The sequence below is a fragment of the Belnapia arida genome (assembly GCF_016773205.1).
GTDB classification, from domain to species: Bacteria; Pseudomonadota; Alphaproteobacteria; order Acetobacterales; family Acetobacteraceae; genus Belnapia; species Belnapia arida.
The window spans coordinates 34,560-46,808 of the sequence record NZ_JAETWB010000026.1 but is presented as its reverse complement, the minus strand read 5'-3'; the positions used below and the strand labels follow the sequence as shown (position 1 = coordinate 46,808).

The window sequence follows — 12,249 nt, the reverse complement described above, 5'->3', positions numbered from 1 at the left end:
GCCCGGGGGCGAGCATGGCGGCATGCAGGACCTCCCGAACTTCGCCGATATCGAGGCTGCCGCCGGCCGGCTGCGTGGCCTCGCCCTTCGTACCCCGATGCTGTGCCACCCGCTGCTCGACGAGCTGACCGGCGGCACCATCCTGGTGAAGCCGGAGCCGTTGCAACGGACCGGCAGCTTCAAGCTCCGTGGCGCGCTGAACGCTGCCCTCCAGCTGCCGCCCGAGGCGCGGTGCGGCGGCGTCGTCACCTATTCCTCGGGCAACCATGCCCAGGCGACGGCCTGCGCGGCGCAGCTGCTCGGCATGCCTGCCGTCATCGCGATGCCGGCGGACGGTGCCGTCATCAAGCGCGAAGCGACGCGGCGCTGGGGTGCCGAGATCCAGCTCTTCGACCGGCATGACGTGGACCGCGAGGCGCTCGCTGCCCGGCTGGTGGCAGAGCGTGGCGCCACCTTCATCCCTCCCTTCGACCACCCGCATGTCATCGCCGGCCAGGGCACGCTGGCGGTGGAGCTGGTGGAGGATGCGCGGGCAGCGGGCCTCGTGCTCGATGCCCTTGCCGTCTGCACCGGCGGCGGCGGGCTGGTGGCCGGCTGCGCCCTGGCGATGGAGGTGCTGGCGCCCGGCGCCGAGGTCTGGGCAGTGGAGCCGGAGGGCTGGGACGACACGCGCCGCAGCCTCGCCGCCGGGGAGCGGCTGGCGAATGACGGGCAGGGCGAGGGGCTCTGCGACGCGCTGCTGGCGCCGCGACCCGGCGTGCTGACCTTCGCCGTCAACCGGCGGCTGCTCGCCGGCGGCCTGGTGGTGACGCCGGTCGAGGTGTTCCGCGCCATGCGCTTCGCCTTCGACCACCTGAAGATCGTCGTCGAGCCGGGCGGGGCGGTGGCGTTGGCGGCGCTGCTGGCCGGCAAGCTGGATGCGCGCGGCCGCTGCTGCGGCATCGTGCTCAGCGGCGGCAATGTCGATGCGGCGGTCTTCGCCCGGGCGCTCCAGGCGGCGGCGTGAAGCTGCCCTGGCTGCGCAACCGGCCGATCCTCAGGGCCGCGGCCGGGCTCGGCCTGCTGGCCGGCGGCTTGGGCTGGCTGCTAGGCCTGCAGGTGCCGACCGCAGTGCTGGCCGGCTGGTGCGTCGCGGTCCTCGCCGATGGCATCCCGACCTTCACCCTGATGCAGCGGGCGACGCCGGAGATGATCCGCCGCCGGGCCGAGGAGCTGGACGAGGGGGAGACGGCGGTGCTCTGCGCCAGCCTGGCCTCGGCCATCGCCTCGCTCGTCGCGGTGTTCTGGTACCTGGCTTCGGCCGAGGGAAAGCCGGGGCCGGAGGAGATCGGCCCGGCCCTGCTGACCATCGCCCTTTCCTGGGGCTTCGTGCACCACCTCTTCGCGGTGCGCTATGCGCATGAGTACTGGCAGATGGGCGGGCGCGGCCTCGACTTCCCGAAGGGGCCCGAGGGCGAGGCGGAGCCGAACTTCACCGACTTCCTCTATTTCGCCTTCACCATCGGCATGACCTTCCAGACATCCGACGTCGCGGTCAGCGCCCGGCTGATCCGGCAGCTGACGCTGATCCACGCGCTGGTCTCCTTCCTGTTCAACGCCGTCATCCTGGCGGCGGCGGTGAACCTGGCGGCGAGCCTCGTCGGCTAGATGTGCGCTTCGCGGCCGCGTTCGGAGCAGGCCCAGCCATGCTCGTGAACGAGGCCGTCGTCGTAGCAGTCATCCGCATGGGGCAGTATGCGCGTCGCCTCCGGCTCGGCGATGCCCTCCTCGCGCCAGGGCATCGGCTCGGCCGCCCGGCCATGGGAATGGACCAGGCCGTCGTCGTAATCGTCGTTGGACATGGGACGCTTTCCTGTGGGTTGGGGGAGGTGGCCCCGCACCGCGGTGCGGGGCCGGGTGCCTACTTCGCCGGAGCGGGCTCGTGCGCCGGCGCGTGATCGTGGAACTGGGCGGCCTCGGTGCTGGTGGCGAGCGCCGTGGTGCTCGACTGGCCGCCGCCCGCCGTGGTGGCGACCGCGTCGAAATAGCCGACGCCCACCTCGCGCTGGTGCCGGATGGCGGTGAAGCCCTCGGCCTCGGCGGCGAACTCCGCCTGCTGGAGCTCCGAATAGGCGCCCATGCCGCGGTCCTTGTAGCCGCGCGCCAGCTTGAACATGGAAAGGTTCAGGCTGTGGAAGCCGGCCAGCGTGACGAACTGGAACTTGTAGCCCATGGCACCCAGCTCGCGCTGGAACGCCGTCGCCGCCTCGATGCCCATCTTCCGCTGCCAGTTGAAGCTGGGTGAGCAGTTGTAGGCGAGCATCTTGCCTGGGTACTCGCGCTGGATCGCCTCGGCGAAGTCGCGCGCGTCGTCGAGGTCGGGGTCGGAGGTCTCCCACCAGAGCAGGTCGGCGTAAGGCGCGTAGGCCAGGCTGCGGGCGATCGCATACTGCTTGCCCATGCCGGGGCGGATGCGGAAGAAGCCCTCCGGCGTTCGTTCATCGGTGATGAAGGGCCGGTCGCGCTCGTCGATGTCGGCGGTCAGCAGCTGCGCGCTCTCGGCATCGGTGCGGCAGAGGAGGACGGTCGGCACGCCCTCCACATCGGCGGCGAGGCGGGCGGCGTTCAGCGTGCGGATGTGCTGCTGGATCGGCACCAGCACCTTGCCGCCGAGATGGCCGCACTTCTTTTCGGAGGCCAGCTGGTCCTCGAAATGCACGCCGGCGGCGCCGGCATCGATCATGGCGCGCATCAGCTCATAGGCGTTGAGTGCCCCGCCGAAGCCGGCCTCGGCATCGGCGACGATCGGCGCCATGTAATGCGTGGTGTCGCCCCCATTCTTCCCGTTTGGGCCCTCCTGCACCGCGATCTGGTCGGCGCGGCGCAGCGCGTTGTTGATGCGGCGGATGACGTTCGGGACGCTGTCGACCGGGTAGAGCGACTGGTCCGGGTACATGGTGCCGGCGGTGTTGGCGTCGGCGGCCACCTGCCAGCCGGAGAGGTAGATCGCCTTCAGCCCTGCCTTCACCTGCTGCAAGGCCTGCATGCCGGTAAGCGCGCCGAGGGTGTTCACATAGGGCTCGGTCTTCAGCAGCTGCCAGAGGCGCCGGGCGCCCCGGTCGGCCAGCGTATGCTGGATGCGGAAGCTGCCGGCGAGGCGGGCGACATCGGCCGGGCCGTAGTCGCGGCGGATGCCCTCGAAGCGGCCGGGATCGGGCCGCTCGCCCCCAAGGCTGCCGTCGGGCGCAAAGCAAGGGGCAGGTGTCTGGCGCATTCGTGTCTCCGGTCCATCACGTCTCGTTAGGCGAGTGAATAATTCACATTGCGGGGCCGAAGTTCAGCACCTAGATCGCGCTGCAGGCTGCAAACCTGTCGGTGTTCTCACAGGAACGCGGTGAAAACTGTAAAAGGTGTGAAGCGTGACACGTCCGCTGATCGGTCGCACCATCCGTCGGCTGCGGCAGGAAAAAGGCTTGGCGCAGCAGGCGCTGGCCGCCCGGCTTGGCATCTCGGCCAGCTACCTGAACCTGATCGAGCACGACCAGCGCGCCGTCACGGCCAGCCTGCTCATCAAGCTGACCGAGGCTTTGCAGGTCGATATCGCCGCGCTCTCCGGCATCCGCGAGAAGGCGCTGGAGACCGGGCTGCGCGAGGTGCTCTCCGACCCACTGCTCGGCCTCGACGAGGTGCCGGAGGAGGAGGTTGCCACCATCGCCGGCAGCGCGCCGCATGCCGGGCGGGCGATGCTGGCGCTCTACCGTGCCTGGCGCGTGGCCCGCGAGGACAGCGGCGGCATCGCTCTGCCGACCGGGCGCCGTCTGTTGCTGCCGACGGAGGAGGCGCGCGATTTCTTCCATGACCGCGCCAACCACTTTCCTGTGTTGGAGACGGCGGCGGAGGCGATCGCCGCCGAGATGCGCACGACTCTGCCCTCCGAGATGAACCACGCCGTCGCCCAGCGGCTGCGCGAGCGACACGGCCTCACCGTCGTCGTCGGCCCGCTGCCCGGCACGTTGCGCCGCTACGATCCGCAGGGGCGGCGGCTCGACCTCTCGGAATCCCTGCCGCGCGAAAGCCGCGGCTTCCACCTCGCCTTCCAGCTTATGTTGTTGGAAGCGGGCGAGGCGGTGCAGGCCGCGCTCGGCGGCTTCGAGCCATCGAGCCCGGAGGCGGCGGCGCTTATCCGTATCGGCCTGCTGAACTATGCCGCCGGCGCCCTGCTGATGCCCTATGCGGCCTTCGGCACCGCCGCGCGCGGCCTGCGGCATGACGTAGAGGCGCTGGCGGCGCGCTTCGGCACCTCCTTCGAGCAGGCCTGCCACCGGCTCACCACCTTGCAGCGCGAGGGGGTCCGGGGTGTGCCCTTCTTCTTCCTCCGCGTCGATCCGGCAGGGAATGTCGACAAGCGATTCAGTGCCGCGGGCTTCCCCTTCGCCCGCTTCGGCGGCAGCTGCCCGAAATGGATCGTCCACCATGCCTTCGCCACGCCGGGCCAGGTGCGGGTGCAGCTGGCGCAACTGCCGGATGGCGGCACCTTCCTCTGCTTCGCGCGCACCGTGCCGGGCGCGCCGACGCGATGGGGCGAGCCGGCTGCGGTGCAGGTGGTCGCCATGGGCTGCGACCTCTCCCGCGCGCCGGAGGTGGTCTATGGCGACGGGCTTGACCTGGAGAAGGCGATGGTCGGCATCGGCCTCTCCTGCCGGCTCTGCGACCGGCTGGACTGCCGCAGCCGCGCATTCCCGCCGTTGGAGCACCGGCTGGCGCTCGACCCGCTGGTCACGACCGCCGCGCCCTACCAGTTCAGCACGCCGAGGAGGTGAGATTGCGTCGATTTATCGCCCTGTCACGGCTCTAGCGCTGAACTGCCCCTTGACCGCGGCTCGCTGTGCCGCGAGTTTTGGCAATCGCCAGACTTCGGTTCCTCATGGGCCGGGGCGGCGGGCCGTGCACCAAGGAAGGGGCATGGCTTAAGGAGCACCGAAGAGTTTCCGATATGGCCAAGAACGAGAGCTGGCGCCCCCGTAAGCCCCGCAAGCGCGGCTTCGACGACGATACACCCGATTTCCCGGGCGGTTGGGCCCCGCCGCCGCCGAGCTTCTCCAGCGGCGGTCCGCCGATGGCCCGCACGCCCTCGGTCTTCGCCTCTGGGCCGGAGCTGAAGGCCACGGTGAAGTGGTTCAACCCCGAGAAGGGCTTCGGCTTCGTCGAGCTGGGTGACGGCTCGGGCGATGCCTTCCTGCACGTCTCGGTGCTGCAGCGGGCCGGCAGCGATGCGGTCAACCCGGGCGCCGGGCTCCGCGTTCGTGTTGGTCCGGGCCAGAAGGGCCAGCAGGTGACCGAGGTGATCGAGATCACCAGCGCCGGCGAGGCCCAGGCGCCGCGCAGCGGCGGCGGCATGGCCGGCGGCTATGGCGCCGGCGGGGGTGGCGGCTATGGTGGCGGTGCCGGTGCCGGTGGCGGCTTCGGCGGCCCGCGTCCGCCCCGCGCTCCCGGCGGTGGCGGCGGCTTCATGCCTCAGGGCGACGCACAGGAGATGCGCGGCACCGTCAAGTGGTATAGCCCGGAGAAGGGCTTCGGCTTCGTCTCCCCCGAGGGCGGCGGGCGCGATGTCTTCGTCCATGCCACGGCGCTGGAGCGCAGCGGGCTCACCCCGCTGGCCGAGGGTCAGGCAGTGGTGATGAAGGTCGTTCAGGGCAAGAAGGGCCCTGAGGCGGCGACGCTGACGCGCGACTAGGCGTGAACTGGATTGGCTTCACCCGCGCGATGCACGGGTGAAGCCAGCCCTACCCTTGTTTTTGTGCGTGAGTTGATCACCGCAAGCCTACTGGCTTGTGGCGATTTTGCTTTGCCTCCTGCCGCCTCACGCGGTCGGGGCCTTGCCCGGCCTGGCGCATCGGCATATCACGGTCCCAGGGCGTTGAATCGCCGGGGAGGGTTGGTCGGATGCTGCTGCGGCGCGAAAGGGCGATGACCGCCATCGCCATCATGCTCGATGTCGCCTTCCATGCCGGACGCAGCGAAGCGGTGAGCGCCGCCGACATCGCCGAGCGGCTGGGCCAGGCCCGGCGGGGCATCGAGCCCGTGCTGCAATCCCTTTCCCGGGCCGGCCTGCTCGACAGCATCCGCGGACCGAAGGGCGGCTACCGACTCGGCCGGCCGCCGCGCGACCTGCGCCTCGCCGAGATCGTCTCCACTGCCCTCGACGAGGATGGCGCCCCGGATGCGCCGCAGGGGCGGCTCCAGGCTGCCGTGGTGGCGCCGCTCTGGAGCGAGCTGGAGGGGCTCTGCCGCGACCACCTCACCAAGCTGACCGTCGCCGACCTCATCAAGCGCGCCGCCGCCGCCGGCGTGAAGCGGCCGGTGGTGGAGCCGCTGAACTTCGTCATCTGACCCCCGCCCGGATCGCCCGCCACACCCGCTCCGCCGTCAGCGGCATGTCGAGATGGGTGATGCCGAGCGGCGCCAGCGCATCCAGCACCGCTGCCACCACGGTCTGCGGCGCGCCGATCGCGCCCGCCTGGCCGGAGCCCTTCACCCCGAGCGGGTTCGAGGCTGTCGGCAGCTCGCCGAAGGCGACCTCCAGCGGCGGCAGGTCCTCCGCACGGGGGATGCAGTAGTCCATGAAGGAGGCGGAGAGGAGCTGGCCGGAGCCCGGCTCATAGGCCACCTCCTCCAGCAGCGCCTGGCCAATGCCCTGGGCGAGCCCGCCCTGCACCTGCCCTGCCGTCAGCAACGGATTGATGAGGCGGCCGTAGTCGTCGACGGCTTGGTAGCGGAGCAGCGTGACCTGCCCGGTTTCCGGGTCGATCTCCACCTCGGCGCAATGGGCGCCGGAGGGAAAGGTGACGAGCTCCGAGAGGTTCATCGCCTCGGCGTCCAGCCCGGGCGGGATGCCCTCGGGCAGGCTGGCCGGGTCGCGCGCCGCCTTGGCGACGGCCTCCAGCGCCACGCTTCGCTCCGTCCCCTGCACGACGAAGCGGCCCTCCACATAGTCCAGTGTCTCGGGCGCCGCCTGGAGCAGATGGGCGGCGATGGGGCGGGCCTTCTCCAGAGCCGCGTCCATCGCCATCACCAGCGCGGTGCCGCCGACATGCAGCGAGCGGGCGCCGCCATGGCCGTTGCCGAAGGGAATGACCTCCGTATCGGCCTGGACGAGGCGGAAGCGCTCCGCCGGCAGGCCGAGATAGGCCGCCGCGAATTGCGGGAAGCTGGTCTCATGCCCTTGGCCGTTGGATTGGGTGCCGAGACAGAGCTCCATCGTCCCGTCCGCGGCGAAGCGCAGGGCGGCCCATTCATGCGGCGCGCCGCGCGAGGTCTCGAGGAAGCAGGCGATGCCCAGGCCGCGCAGCCGGCCACGCGCCTTGCTCTCCGCCCGGCGAGCGGCGAAGCCGAGGCGGTCGGCCAGCGCCTCCAGCTCCGCCAGGTTGTCGGCGAAGCGGCCGGTATCCATCAGCATCCCGAGCGCGCTGCGATGGGGGAAGCGTGTAACGAGGTTGCGCCGGCGCAAATCGACCGGGTCCATACCGAGCTGGCGCGCCGCGGCTTCGACCAGCCGCTCGGTAAGGTAATTGGCTTCCGGTTTGCCGGCGCCGCGGTATGCATCGACCGGCGCGCTGTTGGTGAAGGCGCCCGTCACCTCCAGCCGGATGGCGGGGATGGCATAGACGCCGCCGATCGCCGTCGAGACGGAGTTGGTCGGGCAGGCCGGGCCGTGGGAGGAGCAGTAGGCGCCCATGTCGGCGGCGAGGTCGGCATGCAGCGCCAGGAACCGTCCCTCGGCATCGAGGGCGAGGCGCGCCCGGCCACGCAGGTCCCGCGCATGGACGGCCGCCTGGAATTCCTCCGTGTAGTCGGCCGTCCAGGCCACCGGCCGGCCGAGGCGCCGCGCCGCCAGCAGCAGGCAGACGTATTCGGGGAAAAGGAAGTTCTTCAGCCCGAAGCCGCCGCCGACATCAGGGCAATGCAGGCGGAAATCCTCCTCCGGCAGGCGGAAGACGTCGTGGGCGAGCTGGCGGCGGATGCCGTGCACGCCCTGGCCGCTCAGCAGCAGGTCGAAGCGTCCGCCCTCCCAGCGGGCGACGGCGCCGCGCGGCTCGATCGGCGCGGCGTGGACGCGGTTGTTGACGAGGTCGAGCTCCACCACATGCGCGGCCACGGCGAAGGCGGCCTCGACCGCTGCCCGGTCGCCGCGTTCGAAGCGGAAGACCTCATTGCCTGGCGCCTCGGGCCAGATCTGCGGCGCGCCGGGGGCGAGCGCCGCGCGGCTCTCCACCACGGCGGGCAGTGGCTCGTACTCCACGGCGATGGCCTCGGCCGCATCGCGCGCCGCGGCCGCCGTCTCCGCCACGATGAAGGCGACGGGCTCGCCCACATGCCGCACAGCCTCGCCAGCCAGGGCATGGCGGGCCGGGACAATGATGGGCGCGACGGTCGCCACCACGGCCGGACAGGGCAGGGGGCCGATGCCCTCTGCCACGAGGTCGGCATGGGTCAGGATGAGGCGGACGCCCGGCATGGTTCGTGCCGCCGTGGCATCGAGGCCGAGGATGCGGGCATGGGCATGCGGCGAGCGCAGCGCAACGCCGTGCAGCGCGCCCGGCACCGCGATATCGCCCACATAGCGTCCTTCGCCAGTAAGGAAGCGGAGATCCTCTCGCCGCCGGACGGAGCGGCCGGCCTCGCCCTCCGGCATCAGCCGCGCGCCAGCCGGCGGGCGACGAATTCCAGCCGGTCCTGGCCCCAGAAGATGTCCTCGCCGACGACATAGGAGGGCGCCCCGAAGACGCCGCGGGCCAGCGCCCGCTCGCTGTCGGCGGCACGCATCTCGGCCCAGCGCGGCTCCTGGCCGAGGTCAAGCACGGCCTTGCCGTCGAGGCCGCATTCCTCGATCAGCCGGGTGAGCGTCGCCGCGTCGCCCGGGTCCAGCTCATCCTCCCAGCAGGCCTTGAGGATGCGGTGGGCGAGGCGGATGGCGGATGCGTCGCTCATCGTCTCCCGGACGGCGATGACGCAGGCGGCGGCGGGCAGCTCCTTGGCCGGGAAATGCTTCGGCTGGATCTGGATGGGGATGCCGAGCGCCTCCCGCCAGCGCGCCAGCTCCTGCAGCCGGTAGGCCTGGCGCTGCGGGCTGCGCTTCGGCAGCGGCAGGCCGCCAGAGCCGGCGAAGATGGTGCCGAAATCAACCGGCCAGATGCGGAGGCTCGCGCCATGCTGCGCCGCCAGCGCCTCGATCCGCGCCGCGCCGAGATGCGTCCAGGGCGAGTTCAGCGAGGCATAGTAGTCGATATGCAGGCTCATGGCGGCATTCCTCCGGCTGTGGGACAGTCTGCATGTTCGGGGCAGTCGCGGGAATACCGCGCAGAGAACCCGGTTGGCGGAGGAACATACAGAATGACCAAGGACGAAGCGCCCCGGCCGGGGCTGCCGGCCGGACGAAGGGCGGTGCTGCTGGCCGCCGCGGCCATCTGGCCTGCGGGCCGCGCCCTGGCCCAGGCCTCCGACAATGTTGTCAAGCTTGGCGTGCTGGACGACATGTCCGGCCCCTTCGCCGACCAGCAGGGCATGGGCGATGTCGTCGCCGCGCGCATGGCGATCGAGGATTTCGGCGGCCGGGTGCTTGGCAGCCCCATAGAGCTGGTTTTCGGCGACCTGCAGAACCGCCCCGATATCGGCATGGGCATCGCACGCCGCTGGTACGACCAGGAGCGGGTCGATGCGATCTTCGGCATCGGCAACTCCGCCGTCGCGTTGGCCGTGCAGCAGCTGACGCGGGAGAAGAACCGCATCAACGTCTCCGTTGCCGCGGGCACGACGGAGCTGACGGGCCGCGCCTGCTCGCCGAACGGGGTGCACTGGACCTACGACAACTACGCGTTGGCCCGCGGCACCGTCTCCGCCATGATTGGCGAGGGGCGGCGGCGCTGGTATTTCATCACCTCGGACTATGCCTTCGGCCATTCGCTGGAGGCCAACGGCATCGAGGCCGTGCGTGCCCTGGGCGGCGAGGTGGTCGGCACCACGCGGGCACCGCTCAACGAGACGGATTTCTCCACCTACCTGCTGCGCGCCGCGCAATCAGGCGCCAATGTGCTTGGCCTCGCCGTCGCCGGGACGGACCTGATCAACGCCGTGAAGCAGATGGGCGAGTTCGGCCTGATCCGGCGCGGCATCCAGCCCGCGGCGCTCCTCTGCCTGCTCACCAACGTCAAGGCGATCGGTCTCGAGACGGCGCAGGGGCTGGTCTTCACCGAGGCCTATTACTGGGACCGGGACGAGGGGTCACGGGCCTTCGCCGCCCGCTTCGCGCGGCTGCACGGCCGGCCGCCGACCATGTTCCAGGCCAGCATGTGGGGCGCCGTGACGCATTACCTGAAGGCGGTCCAGGCCGCGGGCACCGATGCCGCGCCGGCCGTCATGGCGAAGATGCGCGAGATGCCGATCGACGACTTCACGACGCGGGGCGGCCGCATCCGCGAGGATGGCCGGGTGATTCGCGACATGCTGCTGATGCGCGCCAAGCGCCCGGCGGAGTCCCGCGGCGAGTGGGACCTGCTCGAGGTGGTGAAGACCATCCCCGGCGACCAAGCCTTCCGCCCGGCCGCCGAGAGCGAGTGCCCGGCGCTGCGGCCGGCCTGACCGCGCGCCCTATGCGGGCAGCAGCGGCGCCCCCGTCGCCTGCTGCGCAGCCTCGAAGCTGACCCCGGGTGCGAGTTCACGGACGGCGAACCCATCGCCCGCCGGGGCAAAGAGGCCGAGATTGGTGGCGACCAGGGTGACGACGCCGCGCGCCGTCACCGGCAGGGTGCAAGTGCGGAGCAGCCGCGGCTCGCCCTTGCGCGTGCCGTGCTCGAGGATGATGAAAACCCGTTTGGCACAAGCTGCGAGGTCCATCGCGCCGCCGATGCCGCCGCCCTTGGCGCCGCCGATCTTCCAATTGGCGAAGTCTCCGTTGGCTGCGACCTCGTAGGCGCCCATCACCGTCACGTCGATGCGGCCGGAGCGGATGATGCCGAAGCTGTCGGCATGGTGGACGATGGCCGCGCCCGGGTTGAGCGAGACATTCTGCCCGCCGGCATTGACGAGGTGCAGGTCCTCCTCGCCCGGCGGCAGCACCGGGCCGTAGCCGATGACGCCATTCTCGGCATGGTAGGTGATGTCGCGCTCGCCGATATCGGTGTTGGAGCAGAGCGTTGGGATGCCGACGCCGAGGTTGACGATCCAACCATCCTGAAACTCGCGTGCAAGGCGGTCGGCCATCTGCTGGCGATCCCATCCCTTGTTCGAGGGGGCATTCATTTCGCGCGCTCCTGCCGACGGGTGGCCCAGAGCCCCTCAGGCGCCGGAGGGATCGGCACCAGGCGGTGGACGAAGATGCCGGGGGTGTGGATCTGGTCTGGGTCGAGGGTGCCGGCGGGTAAAATTGGCTCCTCCACCTCAACGAGGGTGGTGCGGGCGGCCATCGCCATCAACGGGCAGAAATTCCGCTGCGAGAGTCGGAATTGCAGGTTGCCCGCCGCATCGGCCCGCCAGGCGCGGATCAGCGCGTAGTCGCAGGGCAGGGCGTATTCCAGCAGGTAGTCCCGACCGTTGATTGCTCGCGTCTCACGGCCCTCTGCCAGTTCCGTGCCGACTGCGGTCGGGGTGTAGAAGGCGGGGATGCCGGCGCCGGCCGCGCGCAGCCGCTCGGCGAGCGTGCCCTGTGGCACCAGCTCCGCCTCCACCTCGCCGCGTTCATAATAGGGGGTGAAGGGCAGCACATCCGTCGGGCGGGTGGCGGCGGTGAAGGCGCAGACCACCTTCGCCACCTGGCCGTTCTCCACCAGCATGCCGATATCTGGCATCCGCGGCTGATGCGCTCCACCGGTGGTGTTGGCGATGCAGGTGAGGCGCTTCGCCCCGTGCTTTAGCAGGGCGCGAGTGAGATTGTAGGGCGTGCCCGGGCCGGCGAAGCCGCCGAAGGCGATGGTCGCGCCATCCGGGATGTCCACCATCGCCTCGGCGAAGCTGCCGAAAACCTTGCCGCGCCTGCTCATGCCGCCTCCTCTCCTTTGACCGGAAGCGTGACCCGTGCCGGGAGGCGCGTCCAGCCCTGGCGAGAGGGGGGTTGCGCGACCGGGAAACTGTGGTACACGGGCGCCTCGCCGAACGGTGCGGGCGTAGCTCAGGGGTAGAGCACAACCTTGCCAAGGTTGGGGTCGAGGGTTCGAATCCCTTCGCCCGCTCCAGTCGGTACCCACATAACCTGTCTCTCCCAACCAGACCGATGTGCTG

General features: G+C 70.7%; 12 protein-coding genes and 1 tRNA gene. 7 read left to right on the top strand and 6 right to left on the bottom strand.

The annotated features are described in order from the left end of the window. Positions 1–22 precede the first annotated feature (22 nt). Positions 23–1,006 carry a threonine ammonia-lyase gene (locus JMJ56_RS25840; RefSeq protein WP_202834639.1) on the top strand — a complete coding sequence of 328 codons (984 nt, stop codon included), beginning with the start codon at positions 23–25 and terminating at the stop codon, positions 1,004–1,006. Continuing rightward, a complete protein-coding gene (locus tag JMJ56_RS25835; RefSeq protein WP_202834638.1) occupies positions 1,003–1,647 on the top strand; it encodes a DUF1345 domain-containing protein in 645 nt (214 codons plus the stop codon). Before JMJ56_RS25840 ends, JMJ56_RS25835 begins: the two co-directional genes overlap by 4 nt. Here the strand turns inward: JMJ56_RS25835 and JMJ56_RS25830 are convergent. Next, entirely contained in the window at positions 1,644–1,841 is a 198-nt protein-coding gene (locus tag JMJ56_RS25830) for a hypothetical protein (RefSeq protein ID WP_202834637.1), read from the bottom strand. The genes JMJ56_RS25835 and JMJ56_RS25830 overlap by 4 nt on opposite strands. 59 nt (positions 1,842–1,900) lie before the next feature. After that, complete coding sequence (gene aceA / locus JMJ56_RS25825; protein ID WP_202834636.1) at positions 1,901–3,253, bottom strand: isocitrate lyase; 1,353 nt, start codon at positions 3,251–3,253, stop codon at positions 1,901–1,903. 145 nt (positions 3,254–3,398) lie between these two features. Here aceA and JMJ56_RS25820 point away from each other — a divergent pair, with 145 nt between their 5' ends. The 3 genes from JMJ56_RS25820 to JMJ56_RS25810 all read left to right on the top strand — a co-directional run bounded on the left by JMJ56_RS25820 (position 3,399) and on the right by JMJ56_RS25810 (position 6,369). Continuing rightward, entirely contained in the window at positions 3,399–4,799 is a 1,401-nt protein-coding gene (locus tag JMJ56_RS25820) for a helix-turn-helix domain-containing protein (RefSeq protein ID WP_202834635.1), read from the top strand. Positions 4,800–4,972: 173 nt separating this feature from the next. After that, a complete protein-coding gene (locus JMJ56_RS35385) occupies positions 4,973–5,713 on the top strand; it encodes a cold-shock protein (RefSeq protein ID WP_202834634.1) in 741 nt (246 codons plus the stop codon). Between the two features lie 209 nt (positions 5,714–5,922). Then, positions 5,923–6,369 carry an RrF2 family transcriptional regulator gene (locus JMJ56_RS25810; protein WP_202834633.1) on the top strand — a complete coding sequence of 149 codons (447 nt, stop codon included), beginning with the start codon at positions 5,923–5,925 and terminating at the stop codon, positions 6,367–6,369. Here the strand turns inward: JMJ56_RS25810 and JMJ56_RS25805 are convergent. Beyond that, positions 6,362–8,671: a xanthine dehydrogenase family protein molybdopterin-binding subunit gene (locus JMJ56_RS25805; protein ID WP_202834632.1), complete on the bottom strand. Its 2,310-nt coding sequence runs from the start codon at positions 8,669–8,671 to the stop codon at positions 6,362–6,364. The genes JMJ56_RS25810 and JMJ56_RS25805 overlap by 8 nt on opposite strands. Next, a complete protein-coding gene (locus JMJ56_RS25800; RefSeq protein WP_202834631.1) occupies positions 8,671–9,276 on the bottom strand; it encodes a 2-hydroxychromene-2-carboxylate isomerase in 606 nt (201 codons plus the stop codon). Before JMJ56_RS25800 ends, JMJ56_RS25805 begins: the two co-directional genes overlap by 1 nt. A gap of 93 nt (positions 9,277–9,369) precedes the next feature. On the opposite strand from JMJ56_RS25800, the gene JMJ56_RS25795 reads away from it, so the two are divergent. Then, positions 9,370–10,614 carry an ABC transporter substrate-binding protein gene (locus JMJ56_RS25795; RefSeq protein WP_202834630.1) on the top strand — a complete coding sequence of 415 codons (1,245 nt, stop codon included), beginning with the start codon at positions 9,370–9,372 and terminating at the stop codon, positions 10,612–10,614. A 9-nt stretch (positions 10,615–10,623) separates the two neighbouring features. On the opposite strand, the gene JMJ56_RS25790 is transcribed toward JMJ56_RS25795, so the two are convergent. Beyond that, positions 10,624–11,274, bottom strand: coding sequence for a 3-oxoacid CoA-transferase subunit B (locus tag JMJ56_RS25790; RefSeq protein ID WP_202834629.1), 651 nt, complete (start codon positions 11,272–11,274; stop codon positions 10,624–10,626). Next, positions 11,271–12,011, bottom strand: a complete 741-nt coding sequence (locus JMJ56_RS25785) for a CoA transferase subunit A (RefSeq protein WP_202834628.1) — start codon at positions 12,009–12,011, stop codon at positions 11,271–11,273. Before JMJ56_RS25785 ends, JMJ56_RS25790 begins: the two co-directional genes overlap by 4 nt. Positions 12,012–12,128: 117 nt before the next feature. Here JMJ56_RS25785 and JMJ56_RS25780 point away from each other — a divergent pair. After that, positions 12,129–12,203 (top strand) — tRNA-Gly (locus tag JMJ56_RS25780). Positions 12,204–12,249: the final 46 nt, after the last annotated feature.